Source organism: Sphingosinicella terrae (genome assembly GCF_003347635.1).
GTDB lineage: Bacteria > Pseudomonadota > Alphaproteobacteria > Sphingomonadales > Sphingomonadaceae > Allosphingosinicella > Allosphingosinicella terrae.
Map to the genome: position 1 here is coordinate 1 of NZ_QDFY01000009.1, position 13,823 is coordinate 13,823.

The 13,823-nt window shown below is 68.4% G+C and carries 17 protein-coding genes; 2 read left to right on the forward strand and 15 right to left on the reverse strand.

The genetic code is table 11. The annotated features are described in order from the left end of the window. Positions 1-185: 185 nt before the first annotated feature. The 14 genes from DDE10_RS16365 to DDE10_RS16430 all read right to left on the reverse strand — a co-directional run bounded on the left by DDE10_RS16365 (position 186) and on the right by DDE10_RS16430 (position 11,211). Positions 186-965, reverse strand: a complete 780-nt coding sequence (locus DDE10_RS16365) for an enoyl-CoA hydratase-related protein (RefSeq protein ID WP_114953867.1) — start codon at positions 963-965, stop codon at positions 186-188. A gap of 74 nt (positions 966-1,039) precedes the next feature. After that, entirely contained in the window at positions 1,040-2,359 is a 1,320-nt protein-coding gene (locus tag DDE10_RS16370; protein WP_114953868.1) for a PQQ-dependent sugar dehydrogenase, read from the reverse strand. 78 nt (positions 2,360-2,437) lie between these two features. After that, positions 2,438-3,328 (reverse strand): hemolysin family protein, encoded by an 891-nt coding sequence (locus tag DDE10_RS16375; protein WP_114953869.1) that lies wholly within the window; start codon positions 3,326-3,328, stop codon positions 2,438-2,440. Positions 3,329-3,331: 3 nt separating this feature from the next. Continuing rightward, positions 3,332-3,829 (reverse strand): rRNA maturation RNase YbeY, encoded by a 498-nt coding sequence (ybeY, locus tag DDE10_RS16380; protein ID WP_114953870.1) that lies wholly within the window; start codon positions 3,827-3,829, stop codon positions 3,332-3,334. Beyond that, positions 3,826-4,818, reverse strand: a complete 993-nt coding sequence (locus tag DDE10_RS16385) for a PhoH family protein (RefSeq protein ID WP_114953871.1) — start codon at positions 4,816-4,818, stop codon at positions 3,826-3,828. Before DDE10_RS16385 ends, ybeY begins: the two co-directional genes overlap by 4 nt. Further along, positions 4,818-6,155 (reverse strand): tRNA (N6-isopentenyl adenosine(37)-C2)-methylthiotransferase MiaB, encoded by a 1,338-nt coding sequence (gene miaB, locus DDE10_RS16390; protein ID WP_114953872.1) that lies wholly within the window; start codon positions 6,153-6,155, stop codon positions 4,818-4,820. The genes DDE10_RS16385 and miaB overlap by 1 nt, the downstream gene beginning before the upstream one ends. 45 nt (positions 6,156-6,200) lie before the next feature. Further along, a complete protein-coding gene (locus DDE10_RS16395; protein ID WP_114953873.1) occupies positions 6,201-6,890 on the reverse strand; it encodes a lysophospholipid acyltransferase family protein in 690 nt (229 codons plus the stop codon). Between the two features lie 58 nt (positions 6,891-6,948). Next, positions 6,949-7,371 (reverse strand): Fur family transcriptional regulator, encoded by a 423-nt coding sequence (locus DDE10_RS16400; protein WP_114953874.1) that lies wholly within the window; start codon positions 7,369-7,371, stop codon positions 6,949-6,951. A gap of 220 nt (positions 7,372-7,591) precedes the next feature. Next, entirely contained in the window at positions 7,592-8,014 is a 423-nt protein-coding gene (locus tag DDE10_RS16405) for a Ros/MucR family transcriptional regulator (protein WP_114953875.1), read from the reverse strand. Between the two features lie 115 nt (positions 8,015-8,129). Continuing rightward, positions 8,130-8,609: a ribosomal protein S18-alanine N-acetyltransferase gene (rimI, locus tag DDE10_RS16410; RefSeq protein WP_114953876.1), complete on the reverse strand. Its 480-nt coding sequence runs from the start codon at positions 8,607-8,609 to the stop codon at positions 8,130-8,132. Continuing rightward, positions 8,606-9,208 carry a tRNA (adenosine(37)-N6)-threonylcarbamoyltransferase complex dimerization subunit type 1 TsaB gene (tsaB, locus tag DDE10_RS16415; RefSeq protein ID WP_114953877.1) on the reverse strand — a complete coding sequence of 201 codons (603 nt, stop codon included), beginning with the start codon at positions 9,206-9,208 and terminating at the stop codon, positions 8,606-8,608. Before tsaB ends, rimI begins: the two co-directional genes overlap by 4 nt. A gap of 139 nt (positions 9,209-9,347) precedes the next feature. Next, a complete protein-coding gene (locus DDE10_RS16420) occupies positions 9,348-9,923 on the reverse strand; it encodes a NifU family protein (protein ID WP_114953878.1) in 576 nt (191 codons plus the stop codon). 48 nt (positions 9,924-9,971) lie between these two features. Continuing rightward, positions 9,972-10,643 carry a glutathione S-transferase family protein gene (locus tag DDE10_RS16425; protein WP_114953879.1) on the reverse strand — a complete coding sequence of 224 codons (672 nt, stop codon included), beginning with the start codon at positions 10,641-10,643 and terminating at the stop codon, positions 9,972-9,974. 73 nt (positions 10,644-10,716) lie between these two features. Continuing rightward, positions 10,717-11,211, reverse strand: coding sequence for a hypothetical protein (locus tag DDE10_RS16430; protein ID WP_114953880.1), 495 nt, complete (start codon positions 11,209-11,211; stop codon positions 10,717-10,719). Positions 11,212-11,487: 276 nt separating this feature from the next. On the opposite strand from DDE10_RS16430, the gene DDE10_RS16435 reads away from it, so the two are divergent. Together DDE10_RS16435 and rlmB are read left to right on the forward strand one after the other, a co-directional pair. Continuing rightward, complete coding sequence (locus DDE10_RS16435; RefSeq protein WP_114953881.1) at positions 11,488-12,282, forward strand: undecaprenyl-diphosphate phosphatase; 795 nt, start codon at positions 11,488-11,490, stop codon at positions 12,280-12,282. A 45-nt stretch (positions 12,283-12,327) separates the two neighbouring features. After that, positions 12,328-13,074 carry a 23S rRNA (guanosine(2251)-2'-O)-methyltransferase RlmB gene (rlmB, locus tag DDE10_RS16440; protein ID WP_114953882.1) on the forward strand — a complete coding sequence of 249 codons (747 nt, stop codon included), beginning with the start codon at positions 12,328-12,330 and terminating at the stop codon, positions 13,072-13,074. Here rlmB and DDE10_RS16445 read toward each other — a convergent pair. Then, entirely contained in the window at positions 13,062-13,823 is a 762-nt protein-coding gene (locus DDE10_RS16445; protein ID WP_114953883.1) for a hypothetical protein, read from the reverse strand. The genes rlmB and DDE10_RS16445 overlap by 13 nt on opposite strands.

Consider the following 13,823-nt stretch of genomic DNA (forward strand, 5'->3'; position numbering starts at 1 on the left):
CGCGCGGTCAGACGCCCCTTGGCATGCTGCGCCGCGATCCTCTTCTCGCCGCCGCCGAGCCGTGCCTGCTCGCGCCTCTTCTCCAGTTCCTCGATGGTGGTGGCCATAAGCGACTCTTCGTCCGGTTGATCTGCCTGCGCTTCCCTCTTTCAGAAGTCGGCGCGGAAGGCAAAGCCCCGGGTCGCTCAGCGCCCTTCGAAGCGCGGCTGCTGCTTCTGCAGGAAAGCGAACAAAGCGGCCTTGAAATCCGCGGATTGCCCGGCTTGCCGCTGCGCCGCGCGCTCCGCGGCGAGCGCCTCGCCGAGCGTCGAATGGCCGGCCTCGCGCCCGAGCTGGCGAATGAGGCCCAGCGCCACCGTCGGTCCCTGCGCGAGCCGGGTGGCAAGCGCGACCGACTCCTGGGCGAGATCCTGGTCCTCGACGACGCGGGAGATCATTCCCCATTCCAGGGCCCGCTCGGCCGGGATCCGCTCGCCCAGCATCATCATCTCCATCGCCCTGGCACGTCCGGCCAGCCGCGGCAGCAGCCAGGTCGCGCCCGCATCGGGGATGAGGCCGATATTGACGAAGGCCTGGAGGAAATAGGCCGAGCGGGCGGCGACGACGATGTCGGCGGCCAGCGCCAGCGAGCAGCCGGCGCCGGCGGCGGGACCGTTCACCGCCGCCACGAACGGAATCGGAAGGGCGAACAGGGCCTCGACGAGCGGATTGAAATGCTGCTCGAGCGCCAGCCCGACATCCTCCGGCAGCCCGCCGCCGGAGGCGAGGTCGGCGCCGCTCGAGAAGCCGCGCCCGTCGCCGGTCAGCAGCAGGCAACGCGCTCCCGATCCGGGCAGGCTCTCCGCCGCCTCCCGTATCTCGTCGAGCATGCCCGCGTTGAGCGCGTTCAGCGAGTCGGGCCGCGCAAGAGTGATGGTCGCGACGGCGGCGGGGCTCTGCTCGAGCCGGATATGCTGGAAGGCCATGGCGTCATCGCTGTCACGCCGCCGCCCGCCACGCAAGTATCGGGATCACGGACGTGGGATCGGCGCGCCCGCGATCAGCGGGCGGCGGCGACCCGCCAGACGGCGCCGCCCACATCGTCGGCGACGAGCAGGGCGCCGTCGCGACCGATCTCGACGCCCACCGGCCGCCCCATGGCCTTGCCGTCCGCGCTGAGGAAGCCGGTGAGGACGTCGACCGGCGTGCCGGCAGGGCGGCCGCCGACGAACGGGACGAAGACGACCTTGTAGCCGCTGAACGGCCGCCGGTTCCACGAGCCGTGTAGGCCGACGAAGGCGCCGGAGGCGAAGGCGGGCCCGAGCCGCGCCCGTTCGGCGAAGGCCAGGCCGAGCGGCGCGACATGGGATCCAAGCGCATAATCCGGGACGACCGCGCGCGCGACCAGGTCGGGCCGCGGCGGCTCGACCCGCCCGTCGACATGCTGACCCCAATAGCTCCACGGCCAGCCGTAGAAGGCACCGGGCTGGACCCGCGTCAGATAATCGGGAACGAGATCGCTGCCGAGCTCGTCGCGCTCGTTGACGACGACCCACAGGTCGCCGCTGCCGGGCTGGAAATCGAGCCCGACAGGATTGCGCAGGCCGGTCGCGAACAGGCGGTGCGTGCCGTTCGCCGGATCGACTTCCCACACCGCCGCCCGGCCTTCCTCCTCCGCCAGGCCGTGCTCGGCGACATTGCTGTTCGATCCGACGCCGACATAGAGGCGCCGGCCGTCGGGGCTGGCGGCGAGGCTCTTCGTCCAGTGATGGTTGCGCCCGGCCGGCAGGTCGACGACGCGCCGGCCGGGGGAGTCGATGCGAGTCGCGCCGGCGCCATAAGAAAAGGCGAGCAGCGCGTCGGCATTGGCGACGAACAGCGTGTCGCCGACCAGCGCCATGCCGAACGGGGACTGGAGGCCGGTCAGGAAAGGCGAGCGCAGCTCGGCCGTGCCGTCGCCGTCGGCGTCGCGCAGCAGGGTGATGCGGTTGGCGCTCGGCACCGCCGACCCCGCCGCGCGCATGAACATCCGCATGAAAAGCCCCTTGAGGCTGTTATCCTCATACTGCTCAGGCTTGGGCGGAGCGGCGCTTTCGGCGACGAGGACGTCGCCGTTCGGCAGGACCAGCAGCCAGCGCGGATGATCGAGCCCGGTGGCGAAGGCGCCGACCGCGAGCCCCGGCGCGGCGGCCGGGGCGTCTCCGGCCGGCCAGCCGACCGCCTCGGCGATGTGGACGGTCGGTAGGACGGACCGGTTGGGCTCGGGCAGAAGCGGCGCCGGACCGGTGCTCTGGGCGATATTGAGGTCGGCTGTATCGCCGCAGCCGGCGGCGATCAGGGCGAGCGAGGCAGCGACGGGTATCGAGCGGCGAGGGCGCATGGACGCCTCCCCTCATGGCTTCGTCGGGCCTTGGACGCCCGCCGCGGCCGGAAGTTCCCGCCGTGCCCCCGCCCGCGCCTATTCGATCGCGGCCGGCTCCTCCGGCGCGTGCAGGCGAAGGCGGGTGACCCGCCTGGTGTCGCCTTCGGTGACCTCCAGTCTCCAGCCGCTGGGATGTTCGAGTATCTCGCCCGGCTGAGGGATGTGGCCGGCAAGGACGAAGGCGAGCCCGCCGAGCGTATCGACATCCTCCTCCACCGCGCCGAGCCGGGCATCGATCGCCTCGGCCACGTCCTCGAGCTCGGCGCGCGCGTCGGCGTCCCAGACCCCGTCCTCGAGCGGGATCAGGAGGCCCGGCATTTCCTCGTCATGCTCGTCCTCGATTTCGCCGACAATCTCCTCGACCACGTCCTCGATGGTCAGCAGGCCCTCGGTGCCGCCAAATTCGTCGACGACGATCGCAAGATGGACGCGCTCGCTGCGCATGCGCGCGAGCAGATCGAGCACGCCCATCGATTCGGGGACGTAGAGCGGTGCCCGGACGAGCTGCCGGATGTCGTCGGGCGGCTCGCTCTCGGTGACCTGGACCGCGAACACGTCCTTGACGTGGATCATGCCGATGACGGTGTCGAGGCTGCCTTCGTAGAGCGGTAGCCGGCTGTGGCCCGCCTCGGCGAAGGCGGCGACCAGCTCCTGGAAGGAGGTGGTCGTCGGCACCGCGATGATGTCGCTGCGCGGGACGGCGACGTCGCCGACCGTCTTCTCGCCGAAATGGAGGATGTTGCGCAGCATCTGCCGCTCGACATGGCTGAGGTCGCCAACCCGCGGCACCTCGCCCTCGCGATTCTCGATCGCCTCCTCGATCTCGTCGCGGAGGGTAGCCTCGCTTTCCTCGCCGAACAGGAGCGTGCGCAGACCGCTCCAGAAGGTACGCCCGTTTCCGTGGTCGTCCGGACTGTCGTCTTCCATTGTCTAGGTGTTCACCTCTGTGACCCGATAGGGATCGGCGATCCCGATCGAAGCGAGCGCGCGGCGCTCCGTCTCCTCCATCGCATCCGCATCCGCATCGGTCGTTTCGTGGTCGTAACCTAGCAGATGAAGCGCACCATGCACCACCAGATGTGAGGCATGGGTCTCGATGGCCACGCCCTTCTCCGCCGCCTCGGCGGCGCAGATACCATGAGCGAGGACGATGTCGCCGAGCATCGTCTCGCCTGGGCGGCCGAGCCGGGCGGGCTCGACCATGGGGAAGGAAAGGACGTTGGTCGGCTTGTCCTTGCCGCGCCAGGCGGCGTTCAGCGCGCGCACCTCCGCGTCGTCGGTGAACTTCACCGAGACTTCGGCCTCGCCGTCGGCAAGGCCGGCATGGCGGCTGTGATCGATCGCCGCGCGCACGGCGCGATCGGCGAGGGACGTCCAGTCGGTGCGACTGTCCCATTCGTCCGAGACGTCGGCCTCGACCAGCATCATTTCGGCTGGCCCTCATAGGCTTCGACGATCCGGCCGACCAGCGGATGGCGGACGACGTCGCCGGGGCCGAAGCGGATGGTGGCGATCTTGTCTATGCCCTCGAGCCGACCGACGGCGTCGTGCAGCCCCGACTTGCCGGGCTCGGGCAGGTCGATCTGATTGGGGTCGCCGCAGATCACCATACGGCTGCGCATGCCGAAGCGGGTGAGGAACATCTTCATCTGGGCCGGCGTCGTATTCTGCGCCTCGTCGAGGATGATGAAGGCGTCGGCGAGCGTGCGGCCACGCATGAAGGCGATCGGCGCGATCTCGATCTCGCCCGAGGCGATCCTCCGCTCGACCTGCTCGGTCGGCAGCATGTCGTAGAGCGCGTCGTAGAGCGGCCGGAGATAGGGATCGACCTTCTCCTTCATGTCGCCGGGCAGGAATCCGAGCCGCTCGCCCGCCTCGACGGCGGGGCGCGACAGGATCAGCCGGTCGACGGTGCCGCCGATCAATTGCTGCACCGCCTGCGCCACGGCGAGGTAGGTCTTGCCCGTGCCGGCCGGGCCGAGCGCGAAGATCATGTCGTCGCGCGCGAGCGCCTCCATATAGACCGCCTGGGTCTTGGAGCGCGGGACGATCGTCTTCTTGCGGGTGCGGATCATCACCTTCGGCGGATCGGCCACGTCCGCGACGATGATGCCGTCGAGCGTCGGCTCGCCCGACATGGCGATGATCGCGTTCACCGTCTCGGCATCGATGTCGTGGCCCTCGTCGAGCCGGTTATAGAGGCCGATCAGCACCTCGCGGGCGCGGGCGGCGTCCTGCGGCTCCCCCTCGATCTGCACCTTGGCGCCGCGGGCGGCGATGTAGACGCCGAGCCGATCCTCGATGGCGACGAGATTGCGGTCGAATTCGCCGAACAGCGGCCCGAGCAGATGGGGTTGCTCGAATTCGACCTCCAGCCGTGCGCGGGCGCCAGCGTCCGGGCTCTTCTTCTGAACCATCAGGCGGCCGATCTCATCAGGGGCGCGCCGGAAAGGCTGTTGGGACCGGCATCGAGGATCTGCACCTCGACGAGATCGCCGATCGCCGCCCTGCCGGCCTCGAGGTGGACCGATTGCAGCCAGGGTGACTTGCCGATGAGCTGCCCGGGCTTGCGGCCGGTCCGCTCGACCAGAATCTCGGTGCGCGCGCCGACGGTGGCGCGGTTGAAGGCCAGCTGCTGCTCGCGAAGCAGCCCCTGCAGCCGTTGGAGTCGGTCGTCCATCACCTCCGCGGGCACCTGATCTGGCATGCCCGCCGCCGGCGTGCCGGGGCGGGGCGAATATTTGAACGAGTAAGCCTGCGCATAGTTGACCGCGCCGACGAGGAGCAAGGTCGCCTCGAAATCCTCCTCCGTCTCGCCCGGAAAGCCGACGATGAAATCCCCCGACACCGCGATGTCGGGGCGGGCGGAGCGCACGCGCTCGATGGCCCGAACATAGGATTCGACGCTGTGGCTGCGGTTCATCGCCTTGAGGATGCGGTCGCTCCCCGACTGCACGGGAAGGTGCAGGAAAGGCATCAGCTTCGCGACCTCGGCATGAGCGCGGACGAGATCCTCCCGCATGTCGTTGGGATGGCTCGTCGTGTAGCGGATCCGCGCCAGTCCCGGCAGCGCATCGAGCGCGCCGATCAGGCCGCCGAGACCCTGGCGACGGCCTTTCTCGTCCTCGCCCTCCCAGGCGTTGACGTTCTGGCCGAGCAGGGTGATCTCGCGCGTGCCGCGATCGACCAGCGCCTTCGCCTCGTCGAGGATCGCCGCCCACGGGCGCGAGACCTCGGCGCCGCGCGTGTAGGGAACGACGCAATAGGTACAGAACTTGTCGCAGCCCTCCTGCACGGTCAGGAAGGCGGCCGGCGCCTGGCGCCGGCGGCCGGGCAGGGCGTCGAACTTGGACAAAGCGGGCATGTCGGTGTCGACCGCTTTCTCTCCCTGGCGCGCCCGGCGCACCAGCTCAGGCAAGTTGTGATAGGCCTGGGGACCGACGACGATGTCGACACCGGGGGCGCGGCGCGGGATCTCGGCGCCCTCCGCCTGGGCGACGCAGCCGGCGACCGCCACCAGAGGCTGCGACTCGCCCGGCCGGTGGAGCAGGCGGCCGATTTCCGAATAGACCTTCTCCGCCGCCTTCTCGCGGATGTGGCAGGTGTTGAGCACGACCAGGTCGGCCGGCTCCGCCTCGCCGGCCGGCGCTAGGCCTTCCGCCTCGAGCAGCTCGGCCATGCGCTGGCCGTCATAGACGTTCATCTGGCAGCCGAAAGACTTGACCTGGAACGTGCGGGGATTCCGGTTCTTCATCGCCGGCCATATAGGGGATGGCCCACGGCTTCGAAAGCCTGACGACTAGGCACGGTAGAGGGCCTCGACGATTTCGGCGCGCGCGGCCGCGGCAAGGGCCTTGCGCTCTCCCGCCGCCTCGGGATCGACCGGTGGCAGGAAGCGCAGCACGACCGGAATGGTTCCGGCCCTCGACAGGATCCGCCCCGCATTGGCGCCTGCCGGTTCCGCGCCGACCCAGGCGATCTCCTCCGCCGCCGCGCCATAGTCGATCGCCACCGGCTGCACCCGCACCCCCGGCAAGGGCGGGTAGAGCGACGCGAACAGGCTCGGCCGGAAGGGAAGCACCGCATGGCCGCCTTCGGTGGTGCCTTCGGGAAAGAGCGAGACCGCTCGACCGCTTGCGAGCGCCTGCCGGAGGCGGTCTGCCTGGCCGTGGACCTCGCGACGGGCGTGGCGGGCGACGTAGATCGTGTCGTTGAGCCCGGCGATCCAGCCGACCAGAGGCCAATGCTCGACATCGTCGCGGGAGACGAAGGCCGTGCCGGTCGCGCCGCCCAAGGCGAGAATGTCGAGCCAGGTCACGTGATTGGATACGAACAGGACATGGCCGGCGAGCGGCTCGCCCTCGATCCGGACCCTGAGGCCCGCGCGGCGGCCTGCAAAGCCGAGGAAGCGGCGCGGCCACGGCGAGCGGAACCCGGCCGCCTTCCACAGGAAATGCAGAGCGACGCAGGCGCCGAGGCCTGCCGCCATCGCGGCGACTCGCAAGCCGAGCCTGAGGCTCGACCCGCGCGCGCCCTGTTCCGACAGATCAGTGATCGCGGGTAAGGGCGACGCCGTAAAGCTCCATCCGGTGGTCGACGAGGCGAAAGCCGAGCTTCTCGGCGATCCGCCGCTGGAGCGCTTCCAGCTCTTCGTCGGCGAACTCGATGACCTTGCCCGTCTCGACGTCGATGAGATGATCGTGATGGGTCTCGGCCGCCGCCTCGTAGCGGGCGCGGCCGTCTCCGAAATCGTGCCGCTCCAGGATGCCCGCTTCCTCGAACAGCCGGACCGTCCGATAGACGGTGGCGATCGAGATGCCGGGATCGATCGCCGAGGCGCGGGCGTGGAGCGCCTCCACGTCCGGATGATCGTCCGATTCCGAGAGGACCCGGGCGATGACCTTGCGCTGCTCGGTGATGCGCAGGCCCTTTTCCGCGCAGAGCGCTTCGATGTCGATGCTACGTGCCATTTCGCGTCTATGTAGAGCAGAACCGAGCCCTAAGCCAAGCGCGGCGGCGAGGTCTGCGAAACGGGCAAAGCTAGAAGCCCGATCCTTGCCGGGCGCGCACCCTGCGCGTCTCCGGCCCGGACCGGGCTTCCGAACTCCGACGCGGTCAGGCGCGGGCGGGTCACGCCGCCTGCGCCTTCACCGCGCGAGCCTGTTTCGTCTTTCTGCCCCCAGGTCTCGCTTACTTGCGGCCGGTGCGGCGGCGCTTGGTGCCGAGGCCGATCTTCTTGGCCAGGCTCCGACGCTGCTCGGCGTAATTCGGCGCGACCATCGGGTAGTCGGCGTTGAGACCCCATTTTTGACGATATTCGTCCGGGGTCATGTTGTAGTGGGTCATCAGATGCCGCTTCAGCATCTTCAGTTTCTTTCCGTCCTCGAGGCAGACAATATAGTCCGGCTTGATCGACGAACGGATCGAGACCTTCGGCTCGGGACGCGGCGCAGGCTCTTCCTTGCGCTCGCCGAGGCCGCTCAGCGCATTGTGCACATTGCTGATCAGCAAGGGAAGATCCGAGACGGCAACGCTGTTGTTGCTGACATGGGCCGATACGATATCTGCTGTCAGGGTGATCAACGTCTCCCCGAAATTGTCCTGGTTTTCCATGAGTCGGTACCAACTTTCTATAAGTGTGAGGGGCCCGCCATTGGCCGTGGCAGGTGATATTATCGATAGGTCCGTTTTGGTGGCTTTGACAAGCTTAAATGCAGGCCGCGGCGTCTCAGTCGAGACCGTCTACAATCTTGGCCATGGTCAAGGCATCGTAACAGCGTCCATCTGGACCGCTGTAATAGTTGCGACGACGGCCCACCAAGGCAAAGCCGAACTCCTCATACAGCTTAACTGCATGATTTCCTTCGCGGACTTCCAGGTGAAGACGATCCGCGCCGCGCTTCTTCGCATCCTCGATGAAGCGCTGGAGAAGCATCTTGCCGACCCCGCGACGCTGCGTCGAGGATCGAACGGCCAGCAGCAGCAGCTCCGCTTCATTAGCGACCACACGCGACAGCGAGAAGCCGATGGCGCCGGCATGGTCGCTCGCCAAGGTCAGCCACACGCCGGGCATCGGCAGCAGGCCCGCACATTGAGGTGCCGTCCAGGCCTCGCCGTAGCGACGGTCGAAGCTGTCGCTCATCACGGCCATCACGGCGTCGATATCGGCCCCGCCACCCGCCCTCAGGTCGATGCCTCCGGCCGTCATGTCATCGGCTTCGCGTCAGGCGCTCGGCCGTAGATCGGTCGCGGCGGCAGGTTGCGCAGCGTATCCGGCAATCGCACCGCGTCCGACGCGCGAGGCAAGGCATCGACCGCCCGGCCATGGCCACGCGCCGCGACCAGCGCTCCGGCGCCCGATCCGACGACCAGCTCGGCCTCGACCAGCGCGGCCGCCGCCTCGGGCGTGAGCGAGCGCAGTTCGTCGGCGGGCGCGAGGGGGTCACCCTCGTAGCTTTGCACGAAAAGCTCGCCATGTCCCCCCAGCATGGCGACGGCGAGCGCCGGTGCCCCGGCGGCGGCGGCGACCAAGGCAAGCGAGGAATAGCCGCGGACCGGCACCTGCCAGCCGATCGCCAGTCCGTGGGCGGCGGCAAGCCCGACCCGAACCCCGGTGAAGCTGCCAGGACCGCAATCGACCAGGATCGCGTCGGGCCGACGGCCGTCGAGCAGCTCGGCGATCATCGGCACGAGCCGCTCGGCATGACCGCGCCCCACCACCTCGTGACGCTCGGCAATGACGCGCCCGTGCGCGCCGATCAGCGCGGCGGAGCAGGCGGCGGTGGCGCTGTCGATCACCAGCTGCATGGCACGGTATCGCGTCGGAACATGCCGCTTCCGTCACGCGCGGAAACGCGAGAGTCCAGCATTGTTTGGCCGAGAAGGCGTGAGCGGGCGCATGGACAGTCGGCAACGATCGGCGGAACGGGTCGTCCGGCGCTTCCGATCAGACGGCCTCGACCGCCTGGACCTCCGGAACGTAATGCTTGAGCAGGCTCTCGATGCCCTGCTTGAGGGTCATGGTCGAGGAGGGACAGCCCGAACAGGCGCCGTGCAGGGCAAGATAGACGGTGCCGCCGCGAAAGCCGCGATAGACGATGTCGCCGCCGTCGCGGGCGACGGCGGGCCGGACGCGCGTGTCGATGAGCTCGCGGATCTGGCCGACCACCTCGGCGTCCGCCGGATCGTCGTCGAACGACTCCTCCGCGGCATCGATCGAGATTCCGGCGGCGCTTCCCGGCCGGAACAGCGGCGCGTCGCTGGCGAAATGGTCGAGCAGGACCTCGAGCACTTGCGGCTTCAGATGCCGCCACTCGACGCCGGGGGCGGCGGTGACCGAGATGAAGTCGCGGCCGAAGAACACGCCTTCGACATCGCCCGTCGAGAAGATCGCCTCCGCCAGAGGCGACGCCTCCGCCTCCTCCGGCGTCGCGAAATCGCGGGTGCCGTGATCCATCACCATGCTTCCGGGAAGGAATTTCAGGGTGGAGGGGTTGGGCGTGGATTCGGTCTGGATGAGCATGTTTCCGATGTGGGCCTTCGCTGACGGCGGATCAAGGCGATCGAACGCCTAGAAGTCGACCTTGTCGTAGTGCGTCGGCGGCATGATCACCTCCATCCGCTCGCTCAGCAGGGGACGGAAGCTGGGCCGCGACTTCATCACCGCATACCAATCGGCGGTCTGCTTGTGGCCGCGCCAGTCGACGCCGCCGAGATAATCGGCGACGGAAAGCTGCGCCGCCGCGGCGAGGTCGGCCAGGGTAAGCGACGGCCCCGCCAGCCAGCGGCGATGGTCGAGCAGATAGTCGATATAATCGAGGTGGCCGTTGGCGGCCATCATCGCCTTCCTGAGCTCGCCCGTATCAGGCGGCGCCCGGCTGATCAGGCGCTTCCTCATCCGCTCTTCCATCAGCGGCGCCACGACCTCGCGATGGAGGCGGCCGTCGAACCAGGCGACCAGGCGCCGCACCTCGGCGCGGTTGATCGCCGTCCCCGGGATCATCGGCGAGCGGTCCAGCGTCTCCTCGAAATATTCGCAGATCGCGCCGGAATCGATCAGCACCGTTCCCTTCTGGTCCTCGACCAGCACCGGGGTCTCGCCGGCCGGATTGAGATCGGCGAAGGCGTCGTCGTCGAGCCAGGGCGACACGCGCTTGAGCTCGTGCGGCACGCCCTTCTCGGTGAGGAGAAGACGGACCTTGCGCGAGAAGGGACAGAGGGGGAATTGATAGAGCTGCCACATGGACAGCCGCTCTTTACCGGACGCGCCGCCCCAGTCCACCGGTCATTTGGAAGGGCGGCGGCGCCCGTCGGATTCAATCCTCCGGATAGTAGGGATCGTCCGGATAGGGATAGTCGTCGCGATAGGGCGGCGGATCGCCGCGGCGGCGCTGATAATCGTCGATCGCGGTGCCGAAAGCGCGCTCCAGCTCGCGGACCGAGCGCGCCAGGCCCGGCGCGGCGGCGGCGAAGGCGCCCATCATCCGGCTCATGTCGGCGGTGGCGCCGTAGACCGATCCGCGCAGCCGCTCCTCGAAATAGGGGTCGTCGCGGCGGCCGAGCTCGCGCAGCGTCCGTCCCGAGCGGCCGTAGCCGGGACGCCGGCCATAGGGATCCGCGGCGTCGAGGATCGGCCCGACGTCGAGGCTCATCAGCGCGCCGAGCGACCGATCGAGCACCGGCGCCATCGCCTCGACCTCGTTCGGATCGGGCAGCGATCGGACGATCGACTCCTCGATAGGATCGACCGGCTGGGCGAAGGCGGCAGCGGGGACCACGGAAATCGCGGCGGCGACCAGGAAACGGAACATAAGAGGCCTCCTCAATGGCTTACGCCAGAGCACGGCGAATCAACGCGCCGCGCATGGGGTCGGTTGCCCTTTGCCCAGGCATCGATGAGCCGATCCTGAACATATCAGGCCGGCGGGCGTGAGTCCCTTTGCGCTTCGTCGCGCTAAAAGCAGTCTCGGCCCCTCGGGCGAGCTCTCGGCGGTCGCTCGACGAAGCGCCCGCTGGCCCGCTCACAAGCGCGTTGTCGTCGAAACCTACTCTGCTAAGGCGACGCCTCTGCCGGCAGGGATTCCCACATGACCTTTCTTCAATTGCTCATCATCGCGATCGTCCAGGGCGTCACCGAATTCCTGCCCATCTCGTCATCAGGCCACCTGATCCTCATCCCGTTCATCACCGAGATGCCGGACCAGGGGCCGCTGATCGACGTCGCGGTCCACATCGGCTCGCTGCTCGCCATCATCCTCTTCTTCTGGCGCGAGGTGATCGGCCTTGCCCGCGGCGGCTTCGCCACGGTCGGGATCGGCCAGGCCCCCGAGCAGAAGAGGCTGCTCTGGTGGATCGCGATCGGGACCGTGCCGGCGATCCTGGTCGGCCTGTTCCTGAAGACCGGCGGCTATCTCGAGAGCTTCCGCTCGACGACGCTCGTCGGCATCAACCTCATCGTCTACGGCATCCTGCTCGGCATCGCCGACCGCGTCGGTGCCGCGACCAAGCGCTACGAGGATATGAGCCTCAAGGACGCGATCATCGTCGGCCTCGCCCAGGCGCTTGCCTTGATCCCCGGCACCAGCCGTTCCGGCGTCACCATGACCGCGGCGCGCTTTCTCGGCTACGAGCGGGTCGAGGCGGCACGTTTCTCCTTCCTCTTGTCGATCCCGGCCGTGGCCGGCGCCGGCACGCTCGCCGTTCTCGACCTCGCCGAGGCGACGGCGGCGATGCAGTGGGACGCCTTCGTCGCCGGCGCGCTGACCTTCGTCGCGGCCTTCGCGACCATGGCCTTCCTGATGCGTTTCCTTCGCCACGCCTCGATGCTCGTCTTCGTCGTCTATCGCGTCGCACTCGGCGCCGCCTTGCTCGCCTTCTTCTGAAGGCCGGCGCTTGTCAGCCGCGGCCCGTCCCGGCATGGCAAGCCGATGCGACGCAAGGCCCGGCAGGCGAGCAAGCCCGAGAACCGCCCCCGCTTGTGGGGCCGCCACGCCGTCGCGGCGGCGCTCGCCAATCCGCAGCGCGAGATCGTCCGCATCTGGACCACCCGCGAGGCCGCCGCGGAGCATGACATACCGCGCGACGTGCAGGTCACCTTCGCCGACGTCGCCGATCTCGGCCGGCTTGTGCCTCGCGACGCGCCGCACCAGGGCATCGTCGCCGAGGTCGAGCGCCTGCCCGACCTCCTGCTTGCCGACCTGCTCGACGAGGCCGAAGACGGGCGGCCGCTGCTGGTACTCGACCATGTCACCGATCCCCACAATGTCGGCGCGATCCTGCGCTCGGCCGCGGCCTTCGACGCGCTCGGCCTGGTGACCCAGGATCGCCATGCGCCGCCCGAATCGGGCGCGCTCGCCAAGGCCGCGAGCGGCGCGCTCGAGACCATGCCCTGGGTACGCGTGGTCAACCTGTCGCGCGCGCTCGACGAGATGGCGGAAGCCGGCTTCTGGCGCATCGGTCTCACCGGCGAGGCCGACACCAGCCTCGCCGACGCGCTCGGGCCGAAGCGGGTCGCGCTCGTCCTCGGCGCCGAGGGCGAGGGGCTGAGGCAGAATGTCGAGGCGCATTGCGACGCGCTGGCGCGGCTGCCGATCAGCGAGAGGATCGAGAGCCTCAACGTCTCCAACGCGGCGGCGATCGCGCTGTACGCCGCGCGGGCTACTCAGGCGTCGTAAGGTCGATTGTCGACGAAGAAGTCGATCAGCGCACCGACAGCCGTGCCGTCAGCATCGGTGATTTTGAACACTGGAAAGCTTCCCCGCCCATGACCGCTCCGCACGGTGATGAGCGCGCCGGCGCCATCACGGGTGGAGATTCGTTTCCATCGGCCGCCCAAGGTTGCCGGGACCGCGGGATCGGGCCGGTTGACGATCTGCCCTAGGCCCTTTCCAGGGTGCTCCAATGCAAGCTGCTCCGTCACGCCGCTCGCGGCAAACAACAGACCGCCCATCTCTAGCCAGAGTTCTTCACCGTCGGTGTTGGTCATCGGCTCGATCATCGCCACGCCCATGTTGCCGCGCAGTAGTGCAAAAACGTGCGATGCGTACTCGGCATAATCGCCGTCCTCTTCGGACCCCTCATGTGCAATCGTCACGACGACCTCGTATTCCCCAGCTGCCAGGTCGACGACAATGCCCGGGTCCGATCGACCCGGGGCGTCCACGTCGACTGCGCTGCCGATAACAAGACGCCCGTCGGGGAGGGGAATCGACCCTGCCGATTCTCGGCGGCTGTTCACGAGAACGCCCTCCCAGGCGTCGGTCAGCCGTTGCGTCCAATCAGGGTCCGGGCGGACACGAATATGTACGCACGGATCGAGTGGGTGCTGGACCTCGGTTTGCACGCCTGCCCGCTCGACCGTGTCCACCTGCTCTTGGCTTAGACCGAGGCGCGCAGCGACGGACCTGAACCACGTCCATTCCAT

What these genes read in the sequence shown, in the direction of transcription:
- DDE10_RS16370 (WP_114953868.1), bottom strand. Translation starts at nt 2,359, where the DNA reads ATGCGCCCTCGCCGCTCGATACCCGTCGCTGCCTCGCTCGCCCTGATC.
- DDE10_RS16395 (WP_114953873.1), bottom strand. Translation starts at nt 6,890, where the DNA reads ATGGCGGCAGGCCTCGGCGCCTGCGTCGCTCTGCATTTCCTGTGGAAG.
- DDE10_RS16365 (WP_114953867.1), bottom strand. Translation starts at nt 965, where the DNA reads ATGGCCTTCCAGCATATCCGGCTCGAGCAGAGCCCCGCCGCCGTCGCG.
- DDE10_RS16420 (WP_114953878.1), bottom strand. Translation starts at nt 9,923, where the DNA reads ATGCTCATCCAGACCGAATCCACGCCCAACCCCTCCACCCTGAAATTC.
- DDE10_RS16400 (WP_114953874.1), bottom strand. Translation starts at nt 7,371, where the DNA reads ATGGCACGTAGCATCGACATCGAAGCGCTCTGCGCGGAAAAGGGCCTG.
- DDE10_RS16430 (WP_114953880.1), bottom strand. Translation starts at nt 11,211, where the DNA reads ATGTTCCGTTTCCTGGTCGCCGCCGCGATTTCCGTGGTCCCCGCTGCC.
- DDE10_RS16435 (WP_114953881.1), top strand. Translation starts at nt 11,488, where the DNA reads ATGACCTTTCTTCAATTGCTCATCATCGCGATCGTCCAGGGCGTCACC.
- DDE10_RS16375 (WP_114953869.1), bottom strand. Translation starts at nt 3,328, where the DNA reads ATGGAAGACGACAGTCCGGACGACCACGGAAACGGGCGTACCTTCTGG.
- miaB (WP_114953872.1), bottom strand. Translation starts at nt 6,155, where the DNA reads ATGAAGAACCGGAATCCCCGCACGTTCCAGGTCAAGTCTTTCGGCTGC.
- rlmB (WP_114953882.1), top strand. Translation starts at nt 12,328, where the DNA reads ATGCGACGCAAGGCCCGGCAGGCGAGCAAGCCCGAGAACCGCCCCCGC.
- rimI (WP_114953876.1), bottom strand. Translation starts at nt 8,609, where the DNA reads ATGACGGCCGGAGGCATCGACCTGAGGGCGGGTGGCGGGGCCGATATC.
- ybeY (WP_114953870.1), bottom strand. Translation starts at nt 3,829, where the DNA reads ATGATGCTGGTCGAGGCCGACGTCTCGGACGAATGGGACAGTCGCACC.
- tsaB (WP_114953877.1), bottom strand. Translation starts at nt 9,208, where the DNA reads ATGCAGCTGGTGATCGACAGCGCCACCGCCGCCTGCTCCGCCGCGCTG.
- DDE10_RS16385 (WP_114953871.1), bottom strand. Translation starts at nt 4,818, where the DNA reads ATGGTTCAGAAGAAGAGCCCGGACGCTGGCGCCCGCGCACGGCTGGAG.
- DDE10_RS16425 (WP_114953879.1), bottom strand. Translation starts at nt 10,643, where the DNA reads ATGTGGCAGCTCTATCAATTCCCCCTCTGTCCCTTCTCGCGCAAGGTC.
- DDE10_RS16405 (WP_114953875.1), bottom strand. Translation starts at nt 8,014, where the DNA reads ATGGAAAACCAGGACAATTTCGGGGAGACGTTGATCACCCTGACAGCA.
- DDE10_RS16445 (WP_114953883.1), bottom strand. Translation starts at nt 13,823, where the DNA reads ATGGAATGGACGTGGTTCAGGTCCGTCGCTGCGCGCCTCGGTCTAAGC.